Here is a 22,505-nt window from a genome sequence, read left to right on the forward strand (position 1 = left end):
ATCAACAGGCCGGACACACGGAAGCACCTGAACCTGCGCGAACAAATCTCTCGAACACCCCCTTGCATCCAGAGGGGCGTCCACACACGGACGCGAAGATCGGCGCGGCCATGAAGACCATGAACGCCAGGCTCATCACCCGCGCCATCGCCCGACCCGCGAAACAGTCGCGCACGAGCGCCACCGTCACCACGCGCGCTCCCGCCGCGGCGGTTCCCATCGCCCGCGGGCGATCAGCAGCAGCACGAAGCTGCCCGAGATTGCCGCGACCGCGCTGGTCAGCACGTAGGAGAAGAGTGCAATGCCGAGCACCGGTCGCCGCCCGAACCGGTCGGACAGTGGACCATAGCCCAACTGCGCGACGGCGAAGCCGATCAGATAGGCCGTGATGATGAACTGCCGGTGGTTCGGCTCCTTCACCCCCAGGGCGTCGCCCATCGCGGGTAGTGCCGGCAGCATGGAATCGATTCCAAGCGCCGTCAGCGCCATCATAGACGCGATCAGCGCCACGAACTCGCCGAAGCGCAGCGGCGCCTGATTAGCGCTGTCGGTGGTGAGGTTCGGTACGGACATGCGCGCTCCCTTGGCCCATCGGGCTGCGTGCGTCACCCCATGGCAGCCGATCATGACGATCACTTTCGCCCGCTTGTTCACTACCGCGTCGAGGGTCTAACTGGCGGCAAATCCTTGGAGACTCGCATGTCCGATACCCTTGCCGACATCCCGGCGCTTTCGCTGGCGGACCAGCAATCCGATCCCGACGGCTTCGCCCAGGCGTTCGGCCAGTCCTTCCAGCGCTTCGGCTTCGCGGTCGTGCGTGATCACGGCGTGCCCCAGGCGCTGATCGAGCGCGCCTGGGCGATGACCAAGGCGTTCTTCGACCTGCCCGAGGAAGAGAAGCGCGCCTATTTCATCGAAGGCGGGGGCGGGGCCCGAGGCTACACCCCGTTCAAGACCGAGATCGCGAAGGGCGCTAGCCATGTCGACCTCAAGGAGTTCTGGCATATCGGCCGGCAGCTCGCCGCGGGGCACCGCTTCGAAGCGAACATGTCGCCCAACATCTGGCCCGATCGGCCCGAAGGGTTCCGTGAGACCTTTATCGAGCTGTTCGCCGCGTTCGATACCGCCGGCGACAAGCTGCTCTCCGCGATTGCGCGCTATCTGGGTCTGGAGCCGAACTGGTTCGATCCCGCAGTGAAGGACGGCAATTCGGTCCTGCGCCTGCTTCATTATCCACCCGTCGCTGCCGATGCGCCCGAAGTCCGCGCCGGCGCGCATGAGGATATCAACCTCATCACCCTGCTGCTCGGCGCCGAAGAGGCCGGGCTCGAATTGCTCGACCGCGATGGCCAATGGCTGCCGATCAAGCCGCCCGAGGGCGCGATGGTGGTCAATGTTGGCGACATGCTTCAGCGGCTGACCAACCATGTCCTGCCCTCGACCACGCACCGCGTCGTCAATCCGCCGGCCGAGCGCCGTGGCAATTCGCGCTATTCAATGCCCTTCTTCCTGCACCCCGCGCCCGATTTTCTGATCGAGACGCTGCCGGCGACGATCACCGCGGAGAACCCGAACCGCTATCCGCAGCCGATCACCGCGCACGATTATCTGCATGAGCGGCTGGTGGAGATCGGGCTGATCAAGAAATAGAAAAACTAATTCCCCTCCCTTCCGGGGAGGGGCTAGGGGTGGGTTGCGACGACGGGGCTCCATGCCCCGGCCGCCGCTTTCTTGTAGGACGTCGAGGCTCGCTTCGCTCGCCACCCACCCCCAGCCCCTCCCTTTCAGGAGGGGAGTGAGAAGAGAAATGACCGAACCGCTTCGCATCGCACTGGCTGGCCTTGGCACCGTGGGCGCGGGCGTCATTCGGTTGCTCGACACCAACGGCGATCTCATCGCCCGCCGCGCGGGACGGCCGATCGAAGTGGTCGCCGTGTCCGCGCGTGACCGGACCAAGGACCGCGGTATCGACATCAGCCGCTTCGACTGGGTCGACGACACCGCCGAACTCGCCCGTCACCCCCGCGCCGATGTCGTGGTTGAGCTGGTGGGTGGCTCCGATGGTCCTGCCGTCGCGTTGGTTCGCGCCGCGCTGGCCGCGGGTCGCCATGTGGTGACCGCCAACAAGGCGATGATCGCCCATCACGGCCTGGAACTCGCCCGCGCCGCCGAAGCCGCCAATGCCGCGCTGAAGTTCGAAGCCGCGGTCGCCGGCGGCGTGCCGGTGATCAAGGGGCTGCGCGAAGGCGCCGCCGCCAACGTCGTCACGCGCGTCTATGGCATCCTCAACGGCACCTGCAATTTCATCCTGTCGAAGATGGAAGCCGAAGGCCGCGATTTCGCCGACATCCTGGCCGAAGCGCAGCGGCTGGGCTTTGCCGAAGCCGACCCGAGCTTCGACATTGACGGCGTCGACGCCGCGCACAAACTGTCGATCCTCGCCAGCCTCGCTTTCGGCACCGAGCCGGCCTTTGACGATGTTGCGATCAGCGGCGTGCGCCACATCCTTGCGGCCGACATCGCGGAGGCTGCGGCGCTCGGCTACCGCGTTCGCCTGCTCGGCCTGGCCGATGCCGGTCCGCACGGCCTGTTCCAGCGCGTCCATCCGCACCTGATCCCACTCAGCCACCCGCTGGCGCACGTCACCGGATCGACCAATGCCGTGGTGGCGGAGGGCAATTTCGTCGGGCGTCTGCTGTTCCAGGGTGCCGGCGCCGGCGATGGCCCGACCGCCAGCGCAGTGGTCGCCGACCTGATCGACATTGCGCGCGGCGAATTCGGCCCGCCTTATGCGATGCCGGCCGACGCACTGGCCGCGCAACCCGCCGCCGATGCCGGCGAGCGCCGCGCCCGCGCCTATGTTCGCCTGACCGTTACCGACAAGGTCGGCGTGCTTGCCGAGATCGCCGCGGCGATGCGCGATGCCGGCGTGTCGATCGAGAGCCTGATCCAGCGCGCCGCCGCGCCCGACGGCAGCGTGCTGGTGGCGATCGTGACGCATGAAGGCCCCGAGCGCAGCGTCGCGCACGCGCTGGAAAAGCTGCGCGGATCACAAAGCTTGGTTGGCGAGCCGATGTGGATGCACATCCTCGACGATTGAGCCCGACGTCTGGTGAAATCAAACCACCGCTGAACTTCAGCTGTCATCCTGGCCTTGAGCCGGGAGGACAGAAGAAACATTGAGCGCGCCCTAGCTGTTTCAGGGCGCTAGCGGCCGTAGCGACACGCGTGGCGGACGCCCTGCGCCCATAGTGGTGGTCACCCCGACTGCGCCGCATTTCACCGTGAACGCACCTTCGCCGCACGGCGGCGGCGCGGTGTCGAGCAGCTTGGCCACCCGCTTGTCGGGGTTCTCGTCGCCGTCATAGGTGGTCGTTAGCGGCAGGCGGTATCTGTCGGCCTGTCGTCGCGCGCAGATCACCACTTCGTCTCCGCGTGCCCCGCGCTTGCAGCCGGGCTCGACGCGCGTGAGTTCGCGATAATTGAGCAGTGCCCCGTCGATCGACGGCACTTGCTGGACCAACAGCAGCAGCGCAAAAGGCATTGCGAGTCTCCCCACCCGTAGTTCACCTAAGCTGACGTGAAGATGTGGCAGAATTGCGAAGCCGTTGCTGACAACGTTAGCACTCTCGACAGCCATGGCCGCCGCTCCTATCGCCAAGACCTAGTCATCAGAGGATTTCCCGACACATGCAGACCGCCAGCCATATCCTGGACCGTGTCCTCGTGCTCGAAATGGTGCGCGTCACCGAAGCCGCCGCCATTGCCGCATCCACGCTGACCGGGCGTGGCGACGAGAAGGCGGCGGATGCCGCCGCGGTCGAGGCGATGCGCGAGGCGCTCAACAAGCTCTATCTCGACGGCACCGTGGTGATTGGCGAAGGCGAACGTGACGAGGCGCCGATGCTGTTCATCGGCGAAAAGGTTGGCGCGGCGCAGGGCTCGGGCCCCAAGATCGACATCGCGCTCGATCCGCTGGAAGGCACCACCATCTGCGCAAAGGCGGGCCCCAACGCGCTGGCGGTGCTCGCTGTCGCGGAAGAAGGCGGGCTGCTCAACGCGCCCGACGTCTACATGGATAAGATCGCGGTCGGCCCGGGCTATCCCGAGGGGGTGATCGACCTTGCCAAGTCGCCGACGCAGAACGTTCACGCGCTTGCCGCCGCCAAGGGTGTCCAGCCGAACGAGATCATCGCCTGCGTGCTCGACCGGCCGCGCCACGAAGCGCTGATCGCCGAGCTGCGCGCAATCGGATGCGGCGTGATGCTGATCGGGGACGGCGACGTGGCCGGCGTGATCGCGACCAGCGATCCCGACACGACGGTCGACATCTATATGGGTTCGGGCGGCGCGCCCGAGGGTGTGCTGGCCTGCGCTGCGCTGCGCTGCGTCGGCGGGCAGTTCCAGGGCCGGCTGGTGTTCCGCAACGACGATGAGCGCGCCCGCGCGCGGAAGTGGGGCATCGAGGATCTCGACAAGATCTATGCGCTCGAGGACCTTGCCAAGGGTGACTGCATCTTCGCGGCGACCGGCGTCACCGATGGCTCGCTGCTCGCCGGCGTGAAGCGCGTGCGTGGCAAGATGACCACCGAGAGCGTGGTGATGCGCGCCAGTTCGGGCACTGTCCGCTGGGTCAAGGGCGAGCACCGCCTCTGATCGATTGACAGCGCGTGGCCTGCCCCTTTTAGTTCGTGCGAACCGAGCGATAAGGGGCAGGGCATGAAAACGTTTTTGAGCGCTTTGGCAGTTGGCGCGGCCGCGCTGCCGATGACCGCGGCGCCGGCCCAACCCCAGGCCGCCGCAGCCGCTGCTCCCTTCACCTATCAGGAAGTCATGGTGCCGATGCGCGACGGCGCGCGGCTGCAGACCGTTATCCTTCGTCCCGCCGGCGAGTCCGGCAAGCTCCCGATCCTGGTCCAGCGGACGCCTTACGGCGTTCCCGCGCAGGCGCCCGGCGGCATCCCGCAGGCGTGGAGGTACCTGATGGAGGACGGCTATATCCTCGTCTTCCAGAACATGCGCGGCCAGTTCAAGTCCGATGGCGACTTCACCATGTCGATGGCGCTAGACGCCAAGGGCTCCAAGGGTGTCGACGAAGCTACCGACAGCTATGACAGCGTCGACTGGCTGGTGAAGAACGTCGCCGGCAACAATGGCAACGTGGGCATGTGGGGCGTGTCCTACCCCGGCTATGCCTCCGCAGTGGCGCTCGCCAGGCCGCACCCGGCGCTCAAGGCGGTAAGCCCGCAGGCGGCGTGGAACGACTGGTGGATCAACGACGATCTTCACCGCTACGGCGCGATGCGGCTCTCCTACGCCACTGACTGGCTGTTCGCGCTCCAGAACAACGACCAGGGCGAGGATTTCGACTATGGCGGCAAGGCGCCGGTCGACAGCTATGACTGGTTCCTCAAGCTTGGCGCGGTCGAGAATCTCGACAAGCTGTACTTCAAGGGTAGCGTTCCCCGGCTGACCGAGATGATCGAGCACCCGGATTATGACGCGTTCTGGAAGACGCAGCGCTGGACCGACAAACTCGGCCGCACCACCGTTCCGACCCTGCACGTCGCGGGCTATTGGGACCAGGAAGACCCGCTGGGCACCTGGAAAATCTACGAGAAGATGGAAGAACAGGATCCGGACGGGCTGAACACCATCGTTGCCGGCCCTTGGGCGCACGGTACCTGGCATGGTGCGGGCAGCGATGTCGGCTACGTCAAGTTCGGCCATGAGAGCGGCACTGACTTCATGCGCGACATCGAAGCGCCGTTCTTCGCCTATTGGCTGCATGGCAAGGGCGCCAAGCCAACCGGCGAAGCACGCAGCTTCCAGAGCGGGTCGTGGACGTGGAAGTCCTATGCGAAGTGGCCGGCACCCGGCGCCACCGCGACCAACCTGTATCTCCAGAGCGACGGCAGCCTGTCCTTCACCGCGCCCGCCGATGCCGCTCAGTGCCGCGACTATGTCTCCGATCCCGCAAACCCGGTGCCGTTCCGCGAGCGCCCGATCTCGCGCACGTATCCTTCCCAGGAATGGCGCTGGTGGGAGGCCGCCGACCAGCGCTTCGTCGACCACCGTCCCGACGTGCTCAGCTACGTCACTGCGCCGCTGGAGGCCGACCTCACCGTCACCGGCGACATCACCGCCACGCTAATGGCGTCAACCTCGGGCACCGACAGCGACTTCGTCGTCAAGCTGATCGACGTGCTGCCTGACGATTACGAGCCGGTGAAGGCGGGTGCGCTGGGCGACTATCCGCGCACGATGAACGGCTACCAGTTCCCAATCGCCATGGAAGTCCGCCGTGGACGCTACCTCCAAAGTTTCGAAAAGGCGACCGCGCTCACCCCGAACAAGGTTACCGCGTGGGACGTCCCGCTGCGCCCGCACGACCACGTGTTCAAGCGCGGCCACCGCATCATGGTCCAAGTCCAGTCGAGCTGGTTTCCGGTGATCGACCGCAACCCCCAGACCTTCGTGCCCAACATCTACAAGGCCAGGCCCGCCGACTTCCAGAAGGCCACCCAGCGGGTGTGCGGCGGATCGAGAATCACGCTGCCCGTCATGCGCTGACCGCAGCGGCGGAGCCTCAGCGCCGGCTACGCCCCTTGGTCATCGGGTCGGGCTTGCGCGGCGGCTTCCATCCCGCCGGCGGCGTCATGCGCTGCTGGCTGGTCCCCAGCCCCATCGCGCCGGGCTGCTGCCGGGTCAGCCCGGCGGTGTCCGCCACCGCCGCCTGTTCAGAACCGGCGCCGCCGCGCAGCAGGTTGATCTGGTCGCGCAGCCGCCGGGCTTCTTCGAAGTCCAGCGCCTCGGCGGCCGCATCCATGCGCTGCTGCAGCTCGGCGAGCGTGGTCGTCATGCGCCGTACAACGCAGAACCGGCGCCGCGGATGCGGCTAATTCTTCAGCCGATACCCGGTCCGGAAGATCGCCACGATCAGCCCAAGGCACAGCACCAGGAACGCCGCAGTCACGCCCAGGCTCAGGCCGATGCTCACATCCCCCTGCCCGAAAAAGCTCCAACGGAAGCCGCTCACCAGATACACCACCGGGTTGAACAGGCTCACGGTGCGCCAGGGCTGGGGCAGCATGTCGACCGAGTAGAAAGCGCCGCCCAGAAAGGTCAGCGGGGTCACCAGCAGCGCCGGCACGATGTTGAGCTGCTCGAACCCCTTGGCCCAGATGCCGATGATGAACCCGAACATAGAAAAGGTGATCGAGGTCAGCAGCAGGAAGGCGATCATCGCCAGCGGATGATCGATCCGCAGCGGCACGAACAGCGCTGAGGTGACCAGGATGATCAGCCCGATCACCACCGACTTGGTCGCGGCCGCGCCGACGAACCCGATCACCATCTCCAACGCCGAGATCGGCGCCGACAGCAACTCGAACACCGTGCCGGTGAACTTGGGAAAGTAGATCCCGATTGACGCGTTGGCGATGCTTTGGGTGAGTAGCGAAAGCATGATCAGCCCAGGCACCAGGAAGCTGCCATAGTTCACGTCGCCGATCGTATCGATCCGACTGCCGATCGCCCCGCCGAACACGATGAAATACAGCGAGGTGGTGATCACCGGGGTGGCGATCGACTGCCAAAAGGTGCGCATCGTGCGCGCCATTTCGAACTTGTAGATAGCCCAGATGCCGTGCCGATTGAGACCCGTCATGCCGCAGCTCCTTCGTTTGAGCTTTCGCGCCGTTCGACCAAATCGACGAAGATGTCCTCCAGGCTGGACTTGGACGTGTCGAGATCCTTGAAGGTGATGCCCAGGTCCGACAGCTTGCGCAGCAAGGACGGGATGCCGGTGCGCTCGGCCTGCGCGTCGAAGGTGTAGCGCAGCCGGTGACCCTCATCGACTAGCGTCAGCTGCCATTCTGCCAGCTCGGGCGGCACGGCGCCAAGCGGCTCGACCAGCGACAGGTCCATCTCGCGCTTGCCGAGCTTCTGCATCAATGCGTTCTTTTCCTCGACCAGCAGCAGCTGGCCCTTGTTGATCACGCCTACTCGGTCGGCCATCTCCTCGGCCTCCTCGATATAGTGGGTGGTCAGGATGATGGTGACGCCGCGCTCGCGCAGCTTCCCGATCAGTTTCCACATGTCGCGGCGTAGCGACACGTCCACGCCAGCGGTCGGCTCGTCGAGGAACAGGATGTCGGGTTCGTGCGCCAGCGCCTTGGCAATCAGCACGCGCCGCTTCATCCCTCCGGAAAGCTCCATGATCTTGGCGTTGCGCTTGTCCCAGAGCGACAGGTCCTTGAGCACCTGGTCCAACACCGCCTGGTTCGGTGCCCGCCCGAACAGACCGCGGCTGAAGCGCACCGTCGCCATCACCGTCTCGAACATGTCGACCGATAATTCCTGCGGCACCAGCCCGATCCGGCTGCGCGCCTCGCGCGGCTGACGGATGGCGTCGTGCCCGTCCACCAGGATCGTCCCCGTGCTGGGCGTCACGATGCCGCAGATGATCGAGATCAGCGTCGTCTTACCCGCGCCGTTGGGGCCTAGCAGTGCGAAGATCTCGCCCCGGCCGATTTCCAGATCGACGTGATCGAGGGCTTTGTGGCCAGAGTCATAGGTCTTGCTGACCTGCGACAGCGAAAGGATCGATTGCATTGGGAGCCCCCAGAACCGGAACGGATCCGTTACGTAAGAACGCGCCGAAGCTGGCGCAAGCCAGCCTTTGTTCGCCCCGCATGTTCCTAGAGGGAGGCTGCTTTCAGCTACCTGCGGCCGCCGCGTTGCCTTTGCGATCAGCCGATCATGCCGTTCACCACGGTGTGGCGCGTGGCTTGGCCGGGGACGGCGTCGAACAGTGCAGCTTCGGTGCCCGTCATCCACACCTGACCCTTGCCGGCCAACCGCTCGAACAACGCGGCGCGGCGGGCGGGATCAAGATGGGCCGCGACTTCGTCGAGGAGGAGGATGGGCGCGCGCCCGATGCGGTCGGCGACCAGTTCGGCATGGGCGAGAACCAGGCCGAGTAATAGTGCCTTTTGCTCACCCGTGGAGCAGAGATGGGCGGGCTGGCCCCCTTCGAGCCGGCTGGTGGCCATGCACAGGACAGGCTTGCCGAGATGGGTCACGAGCAGGTCGCTGCGATGCGGTCCGCTGAGTGCGCGCCCGGCGGCGGCATCGCGGCGGCGGTTGTCGCGCAGATCGCGGGCGAGGGTGGCTTCGTCGCCGGTCCAGCCCTCCAGCGCCAGCCCGGCGCGAGCGAAGATACCTTCAGGCTCGGTCGACAGGCGGTCGCGGAGCAGGGCGACGGCGTGCTCGCGCTCGCGCTGAATGGCAGCGCCGTGTTCGGCCATGCGCGCCTCCAAAGCCGTCAGCCAGCTGGGATCTGGCGGCACGTCGTCCGCCAGGAGGCGGTTGCGCTGGCGCATCGCAGCCTCGTAGCGGGTGGATTCGTGGGCGTGGCCTGGGGCCAGTGCCAGCGTGAGGCGATCCAGAAAGCGGCGCCGCTCACCGGGACCTTCCATGAACAGCCGATCCATTGCCGGGGTGAGCCACAGCACGGTCAGCCACTCGGCGAGTATCGTCGCGGCGGCGGCGGCGCCGTTGACGCGAACCAGCCGCCGTTCGGGCGCCGTGGGTTGCGTGCCAGTGCCGATCTCCACGTCGCCCAAGCTGGCCGCGACGCCAAACCCGCCCTTTCCGTTCTGGCGCGCCATCTCGGACAAAGGCGCGCGGCGCAGGCCCCTGCCTGGAGCAAGCAGCGACACGGCCTCGAGGATGTTGGTCTTGCCCGCGCCATTCTCCCCTGTCAGCACCACGAAGCCGGAACCGGGCGTGAGCACTGCGTCGCGGTGGTTGCGGAAGTCGGTCAGGACGAGCCGGGTAACGGGCATGCGCCTCCCCCTAGCGCAGCCACTTGCCGCCGGACAGCACTTCGCCGATGAAGGCGCGCGAAACTGCAAGGAATTCCGAAGATGCGTATCCAATTGGCTGTGGCCGGGGCGCTGCTCCTCGCCGCCTGTTCCAAGTCGCCCGAGGACGCGACCGCCACCTACAAGCTGGGCGAACAATCAGCGGCAATGACGCTGAAGGTCGCCGCCAACGGCGATGCGCGCATCGACATGATGGGCAATACGCTGATCCGCAAGGACGGCGTGGACTATCTGGTGGGCAAGGACAGCCAGGGCACCATCGTCGCCAAGATCGACGATCTTGGCCAGGTGATCGGTACGGCCATGAAGGAATCAGGCGTGAAGCCGCCTGCCCAGCCGCAGCAGCCCGACTATGAGCTGGCGAAGACCGGCAACGAGACCATCGCCAACCTGCCCGGCGACCTTTGGAAGCTGCGCGCCAAGGGCGGCGCGCCCGCGCCGGGCGGCGAACTGGATGCCGTGATCGCGACCGATCCGGCGTACAAGGATATGGGCAAGGCAATGCTGCTCCAGACCCGCATGATGACGCTGGGCATGCGCGAGAGCGGCCAGCCCGCGAGCAAGGTCGACAAAGCGGTCGAAGAACTGATGGGCAAGGGCCTGGTGCTCCGCCTGGGCCGAGGCGTGACGCTGGAAAAGGTGGAAAAGGCGAAGTTCGACGCCGACACCTTCAAGCTGCCCGGAACGGCGTTGAGCAAGGATGCGCTGACCGCTCGGTTCAAGGCCGAACGCGACAAGATGCAGCAGGCCCAAAAGGCAGCGGCGCAGGGTGGTCAGGTGTCGGCACCGTCGGGGGCTGCACCCAAGGCAGCAGCACCGGCACCGGTGCCTCCGGCTAAATAAGGTTGGCGCCGCCCTTGCGGCGCGGGGGAGGCGCTAAAACCGGGCTCACGCCCGAAGATCATGCGCATCAGTCCAGATAGTGGGCGATCTCTCTACGTGTGTCGGGGCTGGTCGTGAGATCGGCTTCGGCTTTCTAGAACGCGGCGAATCGGTTTCGCGTTCGGCAGCATCCTGCGTTCCGCAAAAATAAGGCGGTTCAGCATCCGGGCGGTGAGCAACGTCTGCCCGCTTCCGAACGATCGCAGCAAGCTGCTTCATACCCTGCTTTGTACAACCTCCTGTGAAATGGACGAGGGGGGCGGGGGCGCCTTAATCCGGCGAGGGATGGCGCTCGATGAAGGTGAGCGTAGAGCCTCTACGCCTCCCCGGCGTTCGTCGGCTCTTCCCCAGCGGGACGCGTCAGGAGTGAGCGAAACGAAAGCGGCGGCTCAGTCGTTCGAAAATCAAACAGGGAGTAGATGGACATGCGTTTGGGAAGCTTTGGCGCGGCGGCTGCGGTTCTTTTGCTGGCAGGGTGCGGCAGCCAGGATCCGCGCGAGCAGCGCATCGATAATATCGAAGACGCCGCAGAGGCTGCCGCGGACAATATCGAGGATGCAGCGGAGCGCCAGACCGATGCCATGGCGGCTGAAGCCGAGCAGTTGGGAAACCAGGCTGAGGCATTGACCGGCTTCGACGCCGAACGGTTGAAGACCCGGGCCGACGCGCTGAAGGAAGAAGCCAAGATCGTCGCCCGCCAGGCGGATGCGCGGGCGAGGGCAGTGAAGGACCGTGCCAAGGCCGAGGTGAGCACGATCCGCGCAGAATAGGGGCATGCCAGATTGGTGCTCGGTCCTTACTCGTCATCCCGGCCTTGAGCCGGAGTCCCGCTGTCTCAGATCGTAAGAGAAGCGGGATCCCGGGTTAAGGCCGCAATGACAGAGAAGTGGACAAAGGCTATTTCTACACCCGCATCGGCATCAGGACGTAGAGCGCCGGCGACTGATCGTTCTCACGAATCAGCGTCGGTGCCGCGGCGTCGGCGAGGTGGACCTCGACCAAGTCGCTCTCGATCTGGCCGAGAATGTCCATCAGATAGCGGCTGTTGAAGCCGATCTCGAACGGCAGCGCGACATATTCGCCCGGGACTTCCTCGGCGGCGGCGCCGTTTTCGGGGCTGGTCACCGACAGCGTGATCTTGTCGCGGTCGAGCGCCATCTTGACCGCACGGGTCTTTTCGGTGGCAATGGTCGAGACGCGGTCGACACCCTGCATGAAGCTTTTGGGATCGATCTTGAGGATCTTGTCGTTCGCGGTCGGGATGACGCGGCTGTAATCGGGGAAGGTACCGTCGATCAGCTTGGAGGTCAGGATCGCCTGGCCCAGATCGAAGCGGATCTTGGACCCCGACAGCGACACGCCGACCGAGCCGTCGACTTCGTCAAGCAGCTTGCGCAGTTCAGCGACGCACTTACGCGGTACGATCACGTCGGGCATCGCCTCGGCGCCATCCGGACGCGCGACCGTCACGCGCGCTAGCCGGTGGCCGTCGGTGGCGGCGGCCTTGAGCACCGGCTGGGGATCGTCGGTGACGTGCAGGAAGATGCCGTTCAGGTAATAGCGCGTTTCTTCGGTCGAGATGGCGAAGCGCGTCTTGTCGATGATCTGCTTGAGCGTTTCGGCGGGCAGTTCGAACGTGGTCGGCAACTCGCCTTCCGCGATCATGGGGAAATCGTCGCGCGGCAGCGTCGCCAGCGTGAACTTGGCCCGGCCGGCGTTGATCGTGATGCGGCCCTCGGCAGCCGAAAGCTCAACCTGCGAGCCCTCGGGCAGCTTTCGCGCAATGTCGAACAGCGTGTGCGCCGAAACGGTGATCGCGCCGGGCTGGTCCACAGCGGCGGGGATGGTCTCGTCGATCTGTAGATCGAGATCGGTCGCCATTAGCCGGAGCGCGCCATTCGGCTGCGCCTCGATCAGGACGTTGGAGAGGATAGGAATCGTGTTGCGCCGCTCGACCACGGACTGGACGTGGCTCAGGCCCCTCAACAGAGTTGCGCGTTCGATCGTCGCTTTCATGTCAAAACCCCCGGAACCGCCGGCACGAATCCGGCAGCGGCAATTGGCTCAGCCTCAATCTCTAACGGCAAAAAGGGCCGGGGCAAGCGCCCCGACCCTTTCCTGCACAGCAAAATGCTGCGACCGCGTTCTTGAAACGCGCGCTTAGAAGCGGACGCCGACGCCAGCGACGATCTGGTGACGGTCGGTGTCGACCTCGAAACGGTCGGTGACCGTGCCGTTCGAGCGCTCGAAATCGGCGTCGGTGTAGTTCGAGTAGCGATACTCGAGCTTGGCATAGGTGTTGCGACCGATCGACTTCTCGACGCCCGCGCCCAACCGCCAGCCGTCCAGCTGGAAGTTCTCGTCGGTTTCGTCATCGCCGTTGATGGCGAGCACGTTGAGGCGGGCATTGGTGTAGCCGCCCTTCGCGTAGATCAGCGTGCCGGGGCTGGCTTCGAAACCGAGCCGGGCGCCGACATAGATGTCGCGGCCCGTGCCGACTTCGCCATAGCCGAAGAAGTTCGGATCCGTGCTGTTGGTGCGAGTCTTGCCGGTGGAGTCACTGAGTTCTGCCTCAATGCCGAGCACGGCGCCGCCCAGCGGAATGTCATAGCCGGCTTCGACGCCGTACTGGAAACCTTCGACGCTCTGGTCGTCGCCGTCGCGGTTCGAATCCTCGGTGCTGCCCGGACGAACGATGTCATAGCCGCCGATCACGCCGGCGCGGAAGCCGGTCGGGGTCGCGTCCTGTGCGAATGCCGGTGCGGCCATGGCGCTGGACGCGGCGAGAGCGGCGAGGAAAACGATCTTACGCATAACTAACTCCTTGGTAACCGACCCGCCGTGGGCGAGTGGGAGGCATAACTGGGGTCGCGAGTCCGCAGTTGCATGAACGCCAGATAAACACCGAAATGCGTGACATTCCTGCAACATGTTCTTGGACGAAGCGTGGCCCGGATTGTGATCTGGCGTCCGCTGGCTGACGATTGCCTGAACGAAACGATCGGCGCGGCAACGTTGCGTTTCCACAAGCGAAGATGGAAAGAAGCGGCATGCAAGCCAAGCGCAAGGGTCGCGACTTCATCGCCCGCCACGGCGAGACTGTGTTCAACATCGCCCGGCGGATGCAGGGCGACCACCCGCACACGCCATTGACCCGCGCGGGCTTCGCCCAAGCCGAGGCTATGGGCATAGCGCTGCGCGAACTGCTCGGGCCTAGGCCGAAACTGACCCTTTGGTCATCAAGTGCGGGTCGGGCGCTGCAGACGCTGGCGATCATCGCTGAGCATCTCGATCTCGACTGGCACCAGGCCCGCACCGACGACCGGTTGGTGGAGATCGGCATGGGGACTTGGAGCGGGCGCTATTATGCCGAGCTGCAGGACGAGGTCGGCACCTTCCTCGACACCGAGCACGGACTGTACACGCGTCCTCCCGAAGGCGGCGAATGGTATGACGCGATCGCAGCGCGCGTGTCGAGTTGGTTGGCCGATACCGGCGAGGACGAAGGCGACCGGCTGGTGATCATGCACGGCATGTCGAGCCGCGTCCTGCGCGGGGTGATGACGGGCGCCGATGCGTTGCCGCAATTCGGCGCGCCCGTGGCGCCCGATTTGCCACAAGGTTCGATCGTGATGATCGAAGGGGGCGAGGAGACCGTGGTGCACACCGGCACCGGGCGGGGTGCGGCACCGGCATGATCGCACTGGCGCTGGCACTTGCCCTGTTGTTCAGTCCCCGTGACGCACTGGGCGTGTATGAAGGCTGGGCTGCGTTTCGCGACGCCTCGCCGTTGCGCTGCTATGCGATCGCGAAGCCGGTGCGGCGGGGAAGCGGTGCCTTTGCGAGCGTCGGCACCTGGCCTCGGGCGGGCGCGCGAAACCAGATCCACATCCGCCTGAGCAAGCCGCGGCGCGCCGATGCGCGGGTGACGCTGTCGATCGGCGAGCGCCGCTTCGAGTTGCGAGCGGGACCGAGTGATGCCTGGGCTCCCGATGCACGCACCGATGCCGCGGTGGTGGCGGCGATGCGCGAAGGGCGGAGCATGAGCGTCGAGACGGTCGATGCCGAAGGCGCGCCGTTCGTCCACAGCTTTTCGTTGAAGGGCGCCGCCACGGCAATCGACGCGGCGGCGCTGGGGTGTGTGCGGTTCTGACTATTGCTTGACGTGCGCCTGAGCCAGCGCAGCGGTCTGAATGCGCTGCTTGAGTGCCGGATCGGCGTTCATCCCTTGCGCAATCGCGTTGAACCGGTCGGGCGCGATGCCCGATGCCGCGACTGCATCGGCGGCTTTCTTGTGGCGATCGTCATCGCTGACCGTTGCGTCTTTTTGCGCGCGGGTGATGGTGAGCGCTGCACCGGCAAACCGGTGCACTTCGGTCTCGCTCACGGTGGCGCTGGTGGCGGGGGCGGGTGCTGCGGCTTGCGGGCCCGTCGCCTGTGGGGAGGCCTGCGCCGTGGCAGGGGCGGCGGCAAGGGCAACACTGAGGATCATCGGGAACAGCATGGCTTCAACTCCTAATCACGTGGCCCCTTTGCCCGTGTGATCGCCGCCGCGTCCGAGCTCCCGCAAGCGATCCGCGATGCGCTGTGCCATTCGCATGACGGGCGGCAAGCTTGCACGAGGTGTGGAAATTCGGTGCGAAATCGCTTATATGGCGCCCCATGCAGACAGTGTCGGCCGCTCCCATGCCCATCCCCGGGCACATCGATCCCGTGCCCGTACCCCGGGCCAAGGCGCCGCGCCCCGACGGCAAGACCGATCTGATCGGCCTGTCGAAGGACGGCATCCGCGCCGCGTTGCTCGACGGCGGCATGGAGCTGAAACAGGCCAAGCTGCGCGCCAAGCAGCTATGGCACTGGATCTATAATCGCGGTGCGACCGATTTTTCGCACATGACCGATATCGCCAAGGCGCAGCACCCCTGGCTGGCCGAGCGCTTCGTGATCGGCCGGCCTGAGGTGGTCGAGGCGCAGGTGTCGAGCGACGGCACCCGCAAATGGCTGCTGCGCTCGCCCGACGCGCAGGATTACGAGATGGTGTTCATCCCCGACGCCGATCGGGGGACGCTGTGCGTGTCGAGCCAGGTGGGCTGCACGCTCAATTGCCGCTTCTGCCACACCGGCACGATGCGGCTGGTGCGCAACCTGACCGCGGGCGAGATCGTCGGGCAGGTCATGCTGGCGCGCGATTCGCTGGGCGAATGGCCGAGCCAGCCCGAGGGGCGGATGCTCACCAACATCGTGATGATGGGCATGGGCGAGCCTCTGTACAATTTCGATGAGGTGAAATCGGGATTGCAGATCGTCATGGACGGCGACGGGCTGGCGCTGAGCAAGCGCCGTATCACCCTGTCGACGAGTGGCGTGGTGCCGATGATGGCGCGCGCGGGCGAGGAGATTGGCGTCAATTTGGCGGTGTCGCTCCACGCGGTGACCAAGGACGTGCGCGACGAGATCGTGCCGCTCAACAAGAAATACGGCATCGAGGAGCTGTTGCAGGCGTGCGCGGATTATCCCGGCGCCAACAATGCGCGGCGCATCACATTCGAATATGTGATGTTGAAGGACAAGAACGACAGCGACGCCGATGCGCATGAGCTTGTCCGGCTGCTCAAGAAATACAAGCTGCCTGCCAAGGTGAACCTGATCCCGTTCAACCCGTGGCCCGGCGCGGCGTATGAGTGCTCGACGCCCGAGCGCATCCGGTCCTTCTCGAACATCGTGTTCGAGGGTGGGATCTCCGCGCCGGTGCGCACCCCGCGCGGACGCGACATTGACGCGGCCTGCGGCCAGCTGAAGACCGCTGCGGAGAAGAAGAGCCGCGCACAGATGGACCGTGCGGCCGAAGAGAAGATGGCAGCGCTGGGTTGATGGTCAGCGGGAGGTGTCGCCTCTCCTATGAACTTGCCCACGACAGCGCCTTTCTTTTGCACAAGCGGAAGGCGTCCACCGCAACGTGATATAATCGCGAGGGACAACCGGCCGCTCAGTGATAGGCGGGCCGGGCAACCTGCTTTGCTTCGTTCGCGCGCCGCTTGCTCGACACTCTGATCGCCGCCAGTAATCCGGCGCCGCCCAGCGCCGCAATTGCGGTCGTGCCGAGACCGATCAGGACCCACGCGGAGCGCATCAACTTTCTCACCTGGACGACCGATTCGCGTCTATGGCGCGGCAATGGTTGATATATCCTCCGCAGCACTGGCACTCGGCGCGGGCATTCTGGGCGGCGCGATGAATGCGCTTGCCGGTGGTGGGAGCTTCGCGACCCTGCCGTCGCTGATCGCGCTGGGACTGCCGGCGAACGTCGCCAACGCCACGTCCAACGTGGCGCTGCTGCCCGGGGCGGGGGCGAGCGCCTGGGCGTTTCGCAAGGAACTGGCGCCGCTGGGCGGGGTCAGTATCCGGCTGCTCGGCGCAATCACGTTTGTCGGCGGGCTGGTGGGCAGCCTGTTGCTGGTGGTGACGCCGGGGCGCGCGTTCGACGTCATCATCCCGTGGCTTTTGCTGATCGCGTTCCTGGCAATCGCCTTTGGCGGTGCTGGGGCGCAATGGCTGCAGGCGCGGGTGACGATCGGGCCGCGCACGCTGGTGGTCGCGCAGGCGGTGCTCGGCACCTATGGCGGCTATTTCGGCGGCGGCGTGGGGATCATGACCACTGCCACCTATGGCCTGCTGGCGGCGATGAGCCCGCGAGCGATGTTCGCGCCGCGCACGCTGATGCTGGCGGTGGCGAACTTCGCCGCGGCGTTCGTGTTCATCGGCTTCGGGCTGGTGCACTGGAGCGCAGCGGCACCGATGCTTGTGGGATCGGTACTGGGCGGCTGGCTGGGCGCGAAGGTGGGCAAGCGCTTGCCGCATGCGCTGGTGCGATGGTGGACGCTCGGCGTCACCGGCGTGACGACGTTGGTGTTCTTCGTGCGCGCCTATGGGTGAGATCAGGCCGGGCGAGGCATCTGGAACAGCGCGGCTTCGGTGATCTCGAAATAGTCGGCCGGACCGCCGCCGCGCAGGATCGGGCGGGCACGGGCGGTCTGGTACACGCCGTCCTCCAGCATCGCGCGGTGGATATGCGCGGCGACCACTTCGCCGAGCACCAGCCATTGCTCAATCGCCGTGCCTTCCTTGGTCTCCAGCTGAACGATCTGGGTTACCTTGCATTCGAACTGGACCGGGCTGCCGGCGACGCGATCGGGACGGACGAGCTGCGAGGGCAGGGTACCGAGCCCGGCCAGGGCGAACTCGTCCACGTCGCGCGCCACCGTTGCCGAGCTGGCGTTCATCGCCTGCGCCTGGCCGCGGGTGGCGAGGTTCCACACGAACTCACGCGTGGCGCGGGCATTCTCAATGCTGTCCTTCCATCCCTGTGACGAGAAGCCGATCAGCGGCGGCACATAGGCGAACGCGTTGAAAAAGCTGTAGGGCGCCAGGTTGCGGACGCCGCCTTGCGACAGCGTGCTGATCCAGCCGATCGGGCGCGGCGCGACGATCGCGTTAAGGGGATTGTGCTTAAGGCCATGGCCTTTGGCTGGTTCGTAGGAGTGGTATTCGGTCATCGCACGACCATGTGGCGGCGGCGCGGGCGCAGGCAAGGGGTGCAGGGCCGCGCTTGGGCTGCTATCCCGCCAGCATGCGAGCCGACTCCCCCGCCGCGCCGGTCCGCGTGTACCGCCACCGGCTGTTCACGCGATTGTGGCACTGGGTCAACGCCGTTGCCGTGATCGTGCTGATCGGCAGCGGGCTGATGATCTTCAACGCGCATCCCCGGCTCTATTGGGGGCATTATGGCGCGAATTTCGATCCGGCCTGGCTGGAGCTGCCGCGCTGGCCCGGCTGGGTCACGCTCCCGTCGCGCTATAGCCTTGCAGGTGCACGGCACTGGCACCTGGCGTTCGCGCTGGTGCTGGCGTTCGGGCTGCTGGCGTACATGGTGTGGGGTTTGGTCAACCGGCACATCCAGCGCGACCTGCGCATCCGCCGCCGCGACCTGACGCCGGCGTTGTTATGCACCGACCTCAAGGCGCACTGGGCGCTTCGCTTTCATGATCCCCACGATCCGCGCGCGTACAATGGCTTCCAGAAGCTCAGCTATGTCGGTGTGGTGTTCGTGCTGATGCCGCTGCTGGTGCTGAGCGGACTGGCGCTAGCGCCCGGCATGTGGCCGTGGCTGAGCGACCTGTTCGGCGGGCGGCAATCGGCGCGGTCGGTGCACTTCATTGCAATGGGCGCGATGACGCTGTTCGTCGTCGTTCACCTGACGCTGGTGATCCTGGCCGGGCCGGTCAACGAGCTGCGATCAATGGTCACCGGCTGGTGGCGCACGCCCGAGGAGGACCATTCGTGATCACGCGACGCAATTTGCTGGTCACCACCGGCGCGGTGATGCTCGCCGGGTGCGACCGGTGGAGCGACAGCCCGGCGCTGCTCAGCGCCGAGGATGCGCACCGCTTCCTCCAGCGTAGCGTGAACGGGCGCGCGGCGCTGGCGCGCGAATACCACACCGACCAGATGAGCCCGGTGTTCCGCACCAACGGCACGAACCGGCCGAACACGCCCGAATATGCCGCCGTGACGGCGAACCGCTTTGCCGATTGGCGGCTGCCGGTCACCGGACTGGTGCGGCGGCCGCTGACCCTCAGCCTGGCCCAGCTGCAGTCGCTGCCCCAGCGCGCGCAGGTGACTCGGCACGACTGCGTCGAAGGGTGGAGCGCGATCGGCAAATGGCAAGGGCCGCGGCTAGAGACGGTGCTGCAACTCGCCGGCATCCGCAACGATGCGCGCTATGTGGTGTTCCACTGCGCCGACCGGTTTGGGGCAGATTCCTACTATGAGTCGATCGACTTGATCGACGCCTTTCACCCCCAGACCATCCTCGCCTGGGCGATGAACGACCGGTATCTGGACGTGGGCCACGGCGCGCCGCTGCGCCTGAGGGTAGAGCGGCAGCTTGGTTACAAGCAGGCCAAGTACATCATGGGCGTGGAAGTGGTCGCCTCGCTGGCCGGGATCGGCGGCGGCAAGGGTGGCTATTGGGAGGATAGCAACGGCTATGAATGGTATGCCGGGATCTAGGGCGTCCCGCTGAGCAAGGACGGGGCTTACCCATCCTATGGGTTTGCTGCACTGCCCAATGGCGGTACGGATATCGGCAGGACACAAATAGCTGCTTCGAGTTCGCGCAATGGCCTTGATCGATCGTTTCTTCACCCGCGCCGTCAAGCGCGGCCAGCTCACCGTCCTTCGCGATGGGGGCGCCTCCCGCACCTTTGGCACGCCGGACCCCGATCTGAAGCCGGTCAGCCTCCGCTTCGGCCCCGGCGCCGAGCGGCAGATCCTGCGCGATCCCAGCCTGGGCGCGGCCGAGGCGTTCATGGACGGCAAGCTGACGCTAGAGGAGGGCGAGATCCTCGACCTGCTGATGCTGATGACCGAGAACAACCGCTGGGAAGAAGGCCGCACCGCGCTCGATCCCAAGCCGATCCAGCGACTGGTCGGCAAGGCGGCGCACTGGCTGGGCCGGCGCAACATGGCGCGTTCGGCCAAGCGCAACGTCGCGCACCATTACGACCTGTCGGCGACGCTGTACGACCTCTTCCTCGACAAGGACCGCCAATATAGCTGCGCGTACTTCACGGATCCGTCGAACAGCCTGGAACAGGCGCAGGCCGACAAGAAGGCGCACATCGTCGCCAAGCTGGCGATACAGCCCGGAATGAAGGTGCTCGACATCGGCTGCGGCTGGGGCGGGATGGCGCTGTACATCCACGAGAAGACCGGCGCCGAGGTGCTGGGCATCACCTTGTCCGAAGAACAGCTCAAGGTCGCGCGCGAACGCGCCGTGGCGGCAGGCGTCGCCGACAAGGTCAAGTTCGAGCTGATCGATTACCGCGCGCTGAGCGGGCAATTCGACCGCATCGTATCGGTGGGCATGTTTGAGCATGTCGGCACGCCGCAATATCGCACCTTTTTCGCCAAGGTGCGCGCGTTGCTGACGCCAGAAGGCGTGATGCTGCTCCACACGATCGGCCGCGCGGGCGCGCCTGGTTATACCGACGCGTTCACGCTGAAATACATCTTTCCCGGCGGCTACATCCCGGCGCTGTCGGAGATCGCGCAAGGCTATGAGGGCATGAAAATGTTCGCCACCGACATCGAGGTGCTGCGGCTGCATTACGCCTATACGCTCAAGGCCTGGTACGAGCGGACGGTGGCGGCGCGGAACGAGATCGTCGCGCTGTATGACGAACGCTTCTACCGGATGTGGACCTTCTATCTCGCCGGATGCTTCGTCAGCTTCTGGAACGGCGGGCTGGTCAATTATCAACTGCAGTTCTCGCGTTCGCGCCACGCGCTGCCGATCACCCGTGACTATATGGCCCAGGCCGAGGAGGCTTTGCGCGAGGATGACGCGGTGCCGCAGCTGCGCCGCGCCTAATGGTTGCACGGGGGGGCAGGGAACCCTAGAGCGCGCCGATTCATACTAGCCCCGGAGTCGCTGCCCCATGTCCGATCAGATCAACCGCGTTGTCCTCGCCTATTCGGGCGGGCTGGACACCAGTGTGATCCTGAAGTGGCTGCAGCAGGAATATCAGTGCGAGGTGGTGACCTTCACTGCCGACCTGGGCCAGGGCGAAGAGCTGGAGCCCGCGCGCAAAAAGGCCGAGATGGCCGGCGTCAAGCCCGAGCACATCTTCATCGACGACCTGCGCGAGGAGTTCGTCCGCGACTTCGTTTTCCCGATGATGCGCGCCAACGCGCTGTACGAGGGCACCTACCTGCTCGGCACGTCGATCGCGCGGCCGCTGATCGCCAAGCGCCAGATCGAGATCGCGAAAATGGTCAACGCCGACGCGGTGAGCCATGGCGCGACCGGCAAAGGCAACGACCAGGTTCGCTTCGAGCTTGGCTATTATGCGCTGAACCCCGACATCAAGGTGATTGCGCCGTGGCGCGAATGGGACCTGACCAGCCGCACCCGGCTGATCGAATTTGCCGAAGCGCACCAGATCCCGGTCGCCAAGGACAAGCGCGGCGAATCGCCCTTCTCGACTGACGCCAACCTTCTCCACACCTCGTCCGAGGGCAAGGTGCTCGAAGATCCGTGGGAGGAAGTGCCCGATTACGTCTATTCACGCACAGTAAACCCCGAGGACGCGCCCGACGCACCCGAGACGATCACCATCGATTTCGAGCGGGGCGACGGCGTGGCGCTGAATGGCGAGGCGATGTCGCCCGCGACGCTGCTCACCGCCCTCAACGAGCTCGGCCGCAAGCACGGCATCGGCCGGCTCGACCTGGTCGAAAACCGCTTCGTGGGCATGAAGAGCCGCGGCATGTACGAAACTCCGGGCGGCACGATCTATCACGCCGCGCATCGCGGTATCGAGCAGATCACCCTCGATCGCGGCGCCGCGCATCTGAAGGACGAGCTGGCGCCGCGCTATGCCGAGCTGATCTATAACGGGTTCTGGTTCGCGCCCGAGCGCGAGATGCTCCAGGCCGCGATCGACCATAGCCAGGAAAAGGTGACCGGCACCGTCCGGCTCAAGCTGTACAAGGGCCAGGCGACCATTACCGGCCGCAAGTCGCCCTACAGCCTGTATTCGGAAAAGGTCGTGACCTTCGAGGACGACCAGGGCGCGTACGACCAGCGGGACGCAGCGGGCTTCATCAAGCTCAACGCCCTGCGGCTGCGGCTGCTGGGGCGGCGCGAGGCGTGAGGCCACCAGCCGCGTG

25 protein-coding genes are annotated in these 22,505 nt (G+C 65.6%); 14 read left to right on the forward strand and 11 right to left on the reverse strand.

Going from position 1 to position 22,505, the window contains the following annotated elements:
• Window positions 1–186: 186 nt before the first annotated feature.
• Window positions 187–573, reverse strand: a complete 387-nt coding sequence (locus FHT02_RS16730; protein ID WP_246352484.1) for an MFS transporter — start codon at window positions 571–573, stop codon at window positions 187–189.
• A gap of 126 nt (window positions 574–699) precedes the next feature.
• Here FHT02_RS16730 and FHT02_RS16735 point away from each other — a divergent pair, with 126 nt between their 5' ends.
• Window positions 700–1,650 (forward strand): isopenicillin N synthase family dioxygenase, encoded by a 951-nt coding sequence (locus FHT02_RS16735; RefSeq protein ID WP_184090316.1) that lies wholly within the window; start codon window positions 700–702, stop codon window positions 1,648–1,650.
• Window positions 1,651–1,807: 157 nt separating this feature from the next.
• The gene (locus tag FHT02_RS16740) at window positions 1,808–3,100 is read left to right on the forward strand and encodes a homoserine dehydrogenase (protein WP_184090319.1); all 1,293 of its coding nucleotides are present in this window, start codon (window positions 1,808–1,810) and stop codon (window positions 3,098–3,100) included.
• A gap of 99 nt (window positions 3,101–3,199) precedes the next feature.
• On the opposite strand, the gene FHT02_RS16745 is transcribed toward FHT02_RS16740, so the two are convergent.
• Window positions 3,200–3,544 (reverse strand): hypothetical protein, encoded by a 345-nt coding sequence (locus tag FHT02_RS16745; protein WP_184090322.1) that lies wholly within the window; start codon window positions 3,542–3,544, stop codon window positions 3,200–3,202.
• Window positions 3,545–3,690: 146 nt separating this feature from the next.
• Here FHT02_RS16745 and glpX point away from each other — a divergent pair, with 146 nt between their 5' ends.
• On the forward strand, window positions 3,691–4,656 hold the full coding sequence (gene glpX, locus FHT02_RS16750) for a class II fructose-bisphosphatase (RefSeq protein WP_184090325.1): 966 nt from the start codon (window positions 3,691–3,693) through the stop codon (window positions 4,654–4,656).
• A gap of 63 nt (window positions 4,657–4,719) precedes the next feature.
• The gene (locus tag FHT02_RS16755) at window positions 4,720–6,573 is read left to right on the forward strand and encodes a CocE/NonD family hydrolase (RefSeq protein ID WP_184090328.1); all 1,854 of its coding nucleotides are present in this window, start codon (window positions 4,720–4,722) and stop codon (window positions 6,571–6,573) included.
• Between the two features lie 16 nt (window positions 6,574–6,589).
• On the opposite strand, the gene FHT02_RS16760 is transcribed toward FHT02_RS16755, so the two are convergent.
• From FHT02_RS16760 to recF, 4 genes are all read right to left on the reverse strand, one after another.
• On the reverse strand, window positions 6,590–6,862 hold the full coding sequence (locus FHT02_RS16760; RefSeq protein WP_184090331.1) for a UvrB/UvrC motif-containing protein: 273 nt from the start codon (window positions 6,860–6,862) through the stop codon (window positions 6,590–6,592).
• Window positions 6,863–6,898: 36 nt separating this feature from the next.
• Window positions 6,899–7,669: an ABC transporter permease gene (locus FHT02_RS16765; protein ID WP_184090335.1), complete on the reverse strand. Its 771-nt coding sequence runs from the start codon at window positions 7,667–7,669 to the stop codon at window positions 6,899–6,901.
• A complete protein-coding gene (locus FHT02_RS16770) occupies window positions 7,666–8,616 on the reverse strand; it encodes an ABC transporter ATP-binding protein (protein ID WP_184090338.1) in 951 nt (316 codons plus the stop codon). The genes FHT02_RS16765 and FHT02_RS16770 overlap by 4 nt, the downstream gene beginning before the upstream one ends.
• A gap of 137 nt (window positions 8,617–8,753) precedes the next feature.
• Window positions 8,754–9,851, reverse strand: a complete 1,098-nt coding sequence (gene recF / locus FHT02_RS16775; protein WP_184090341.1) for a DNA replication/repair protein RecF — start codon at window positions 9,849–9,851, stop codon at window positions 8,754–8,756.
• An 81-nt stretch (window positions 9,852–9,932) separates the two neighbouring features.
• Between recF and FHT02_RS16780 the strand changes: the two genes are divergently transcribed.
• Together FHT02_RS16780 and FHT02_RS16785 are read left to right on the forward strand one after the other, a co-directional pair.
• Window positions 9,933–10,733, forward strand: a complete 801-nt coding sequence (locus FHT02_RS16780) for a hypothetical protein (RefSeq protein ID WP_184090344.1) — start codon at window positions 9,933–9,935, stop codon at window positions 10,731–10,733.
• Between the two features lie 464 nt (window positions 10,734–11,197).
• A complete protein-coding gene (locus FHT02_RS16785; RefSeq protein ID WP_184090347.1) occupies window positions 11,198–11,542 on the forward strand; it encodes a hypothetical protein in 345 nt (114 codons plus the stop codon).
• A gap of 133 nt (window positions 11,543–11,675) precedes the next feature.
• Here FHT02_RS16785 and dnaN read toward each other — a convergent pair whose 3' ends face one another.
• A complete protein-coding gene (gene dnaN, locus FHT02_RS16790; protein WP_184090350.1) occupies window positions 11,676–12,788 on the reverse strand; it encodes a DNA polymerase III subunit beta in 1,113 nt (370 codons plus the stop codon).
• Window positions 12,789–12,932: 144 nt separating this feature from the next.
• Complete coding sequence (locus FHT02_RS16795) at window positions 12,933–13,586, reverse strand: outer membrane protein (RefSeq protein ID WP_184090353.1); 654 nt, start codon at window positions 13,584–13,586, stop codon at window positions 12,933–12,935.
• Window positions 13,587–13,822: 236 nt separating this feature from the next.
• Between FHT02_RS16795 and FHT02_RS16800 the strand changes: the two genes are divergently transcribed.
• Complete coding sequence (locus FHT02_RS16800; RefSeq protein ID WP_184090356.1) at window positions 13,823–14,470, forward strand: histidine phosphatase family protein; 648 nt, start codon at window positions 13,823–13,825, stop codon at window positions 14,468–14,470.
• Window positions 14,467–14,925, forward strand: a complete 459-nt coding sequence (locus FHT02_RS16805) for an invasion associated locus B family protein (RefSeq protein ID WP_184090359.1) — start codon at window positions 14,467–14,469, stop codon at window positions 14,923–14,925. Before FHT02_RS16800 ends, FHT02_RS16805 begins: the two co-directional genes overlap by 4 nt.
• Here FHT02_RS16805 and FHT02_RS16810 read toward each other — a convergent pair whose 3' ends face one another.
• A complete protein-coding gene (locus FHT02_RS16810) occupies window positions 14,926–15,276 on the reverse strand; it encodes a DUF4168 domain-containing protein (RefSeq protein ID WP_184090362.1) in 351 nt (116 codons plus the stop codon).
• Between the two features lie 158 nt (window positions 15,277–15,434).
• Between FHT02_RS16810 and rlmN the strand changes: the two genes are divergently transcribed.
• Entirely contained in the window at window positions 15,435–16,643 is a 1,209-nt protein-coding gene (rlmN, locus tag FHT02_RS16815) for a dual-specificity RNA methyltransferase RlmN (protein ID WP_184090365.1), read from the forward strand.
• A 115-nt stretch (window positions 16,644–16,758) separates the two neighbouring features.
• Here rlmN and FHT02_RS16820 read toward each other — a convergent pair whose 3' ends face one another.
• Window positions 16,759–16,902 carry a hypothetical protein gene (locus FHT02_RS16820; protein WP_184090368.1) on the reverse strand — a complete coding sequence of 48 codons (144 nt, stop codon included), beginning with the start codon at window positions 16,900–16,902 and terminating at the stop codon, window positions 16,759–16,761.
• Window positions 16,903–16,946: 44 nt separating this feature from the next.
• Between FHT02_RS16820 and FHT02_RS16825 the strand changes: the two genes are divergently transcribed.
• On the forward strand, window positions 16,947–17,705 hold the full coding sequence (locus FHT02_RS16825; RefSeq protein WP_184090371.1) for a sulfite exporter TauE/SafE family protein: 759 nt from the start codon (window positions 16,947–16,949) through the stop codon (window positions 17,703–17,705).
• 2 nt (window positions 17,706–17,707) lie between these two features.
• Here FHT02_RS16825 and FHT02_RS16830 read toward each other — a convergent pair whose 3' ends face one another.
• Window positions 17,708–18,325 carry a flavin reductase family protein gene (locus tag FHT02_RS16830; RefSeq protein ID WP_184090374.1) on the reverse strand — a complete coding sequence of 206 codons (618 nt, stop codon included), beginning with the start codon at window positions 18,323–18,325 and terminating at the stop codon, window positions 17,708–17,710.
• Window positions 18,326–18,399: 74 nt separating this feature from the next.
• Between FHT02_RS16830 and FHT02_RS16835 the strand changes: the two genes are divergently transcribed.
• The 4 genes from FHT02_RS16835 (at window position 18,400) to FHT02_RS16850 (ending at window position 22,489) form a co-directional block, all read left to right on the forward strand.
• Entirely contained in the window at window positions 18,400–19,113 is a 714-nt protein-coding gene (locus tag FHT02_RS16835) for a cytochrome b/b6 domain-containing protein (protein WP_184090377.1), read from the forward strand.
• 38 nt (window positions 19,114–19,151) lie between these two features.
• Window positions 19,152–19,841, forward strand: coding sequence for a molybdopterin-dependent oxidoreductase (locus tag FHT02_RS16840; protein WP_184090495.1), 690 nt, complete (start codon window positions 19,152–19,154; stop codon window positions 19,839–19,841).
• A 109-nt stretch (window positions 19,842–19,950) separates the two neighbouring features.
• Entirely contained in the window at window positions 19,951–21,204 is a 1,254-nt protein-coding gene (locus FHT02_RS16845) for an SAM-dependent methyltransferase (RefSeq protein ID WP_184090380.1), read from the forward strand.
• A gap of 67 nt (window positions 21,205–21,271) precedes the next feature.
• The gene (locus FHT02_RS16850; protein ID WP_184090383.1) at window positions 21,272–22,489 is read left to right on the forward strand and encodes an argininosuccinate synthase; all 1,218 of its coding nucleotides are present in this window, start codon (window positions 21,272–21,274) and stop codon (window positions 22,487–22,489) included.
• The last annotated feature ends 16 nt before the right edge of the window (window positions 22,490–22,505 follow it).

Origin of the sequence: Sphingomonas xinjiangensis, from assembly GCF_014199255.1 — a bacterium.
GTDB classification, from domain to species: Bacteria; Pseudomonadota; Alphaproteobacteria; order Sphingomonadales; family Sphingomonadaceae; genus Sphingomonas; species Sphingomonas xinjiangensis.

Coding starts and splice junctions, on each gene's coding strand:
- FHT02_RS16755 (WP_184090328.1), top strand. CDS start 4,720: ATGAAAACGTTTTTGAGCGCTTTGGCAGTTGGCGCGGCCGCGCTGCCG.
- FHT02_RS16830 (WP_184090374.1), bottom strand. CDS start 18,325: ATGACCGAATACCACTCCTACGAACCAGCCAAAGGCCATGGCCTTAAG.
- FHT02_RS16840 (WP_184090495.1), top strand. CDS start 19,152: ATGCTCGCCGGGTGCGACCGGTGGAGCGACAGCCCGGCGCTGCTCAGC.
- FHT02_RS16780 (WP_184090344.1), top strand. CDS start 9,933: ATGCGTATCCAATTGGCTGTGGCCGGGGCGCTGCTCCTCGCCGCCTGT.
- FHT02_RS16845 (WP_184090380.1), top strand. CDS start 19,951: ATGGCCTTGATCGATCGTTTCTTCACCCGCGCCGTCAAGCGCGGCCAG.
- FHT02_RS16745 (WP_184090322.1), bottom strand. CDS start 3,544: ATGCCTTTTGCGCTGCTGCTGTTGGTCCAGCAAGTGCCGTCGATCGAC.
- FHT02_RS16735 (WP_184090316.1), top strand. CDS start 700: ATGTCCGATACCCTTGCCGACATCCCGGCGCTTTCGCTGGCGGACCAG.
- FHT02_RS16785 (WP_184090347.1), top strand. CDS start 11,198: ATGCGTTTGGGAAGCTTTGGCGCGGCGGCTGCGGTTCTTTTGCTGGCA.
- FHT02_RS16800 (WP_184090356.1), top strand. CDS start 13,823: ATGCAAGCCAAGCGCAAGGGTCGCGACTTCATCGCCCGCCACGGCGAG.
- FHT02_RS16730 (WP_246352484.1), bottom strand. CDS start 573: ATGTCCGTACCGAACCTCACCACCGACAGCGCTAATCAGGCGCCGCTG.
- FHT02_RS16760 (WP_184090331.1), bottom strand. CDS start 6,862: ATGACGACCACGCTCGCCGAGCTGCAGCAGCGCATGGATGCGGCCGCC.
- recF (WP_184090341.1), bottom strand. CDS start 9,851: ATGCCCGTTACCCGGCTCGTCCTGACCGACTTCCGCAACCACCGCGAC.
- FHT02_RS16805 (WP_184090359.1), top strand. CDS start 14,467: ATGATCGCACTGGCGCTGGCACTTGCCCTGTTGTTCAGTCCCCGTGAC.
- glpX (WP_184090325.1), top strand. CDS start 3,691: ATGCAGACCGCCAGCCATATCCTGGACCGTGTCCTCGTGCTCGAAATG.
- FHT02_RS16835 (WP_184090377.1), top strand. CDS start 18,400: ATGCGAGCCGACTCCCCCGCCGCGCCGGTCCGCGTGTACCGCCACCGG.
- dnaN (WP_184090350.1), bottom strand. CDS start 12,788: ATGAAAGCGACGATCGAACGCGCAACTCTGTTGAGGGGCCTGAGCCAC.
- rlmN (WP_184090365.1), top strand. CDS start 15,435: ATGCAGACAGTGTCGGCCGCTCCCATGCCCATCCCCGGGCACATCGAT.
- FHT02_RS16825 (WP_184090371.1), top strand. CDS start 16,947: ATGGTTGATATATCCTCCGCAGCACTGGCACTCGGCGCGGGCATTCTG.
- FHT02_RS16850 (WP_184090383.1), top strand. CDS start 21,272: ATGTCCGATCAGATCAACCGCGTTGTCCTCGCCTATTCGGGCGGGCTG.
- FHT02_RS16795 (WP_184090353.1), bottom strand. CDS start 13,586: ATGCGTAAGATCGTTTTCCTCGCCGCTCTCGCCGCGTCCAGCGCCATG.
- FHT02_RS16810 (WP_184090362.1), bottom strand. CDS start 15,276: ATGCTGTTCCCGATGATCCTCAGTGTTGCCCTTGCCGCCGCCCCTGCC.
- FHT02_RS16765 (WP_184090335.1), bottom strand. CDS start 7,669: ATGACGGGTCTCAATCGGCACGGCATCTGGGCTATCTACAAGTTCGAA.
- FHT02_RS16820 (WP_184090368.1), bottom strand. CDS start 16,902: ATGCGCTCCGCGTGGGTCCTGATCGGTCTCGGCACGACCGCAATTGCG.
- FHT02_RS16770 (WP_184090338.1), bottom strand. CDS start 8,616: ATGCAATCGATCCTTTCGCTGTCGCAGGTCAGCAAGACCTATGACTCT.
- FHT02_RS16740 (WP_184090319.1), top strand. CDS start 1,808: ATGACCGAACCGCTTCGCATCGCACTGGCTGGCCTTGGCACCGTGGGC.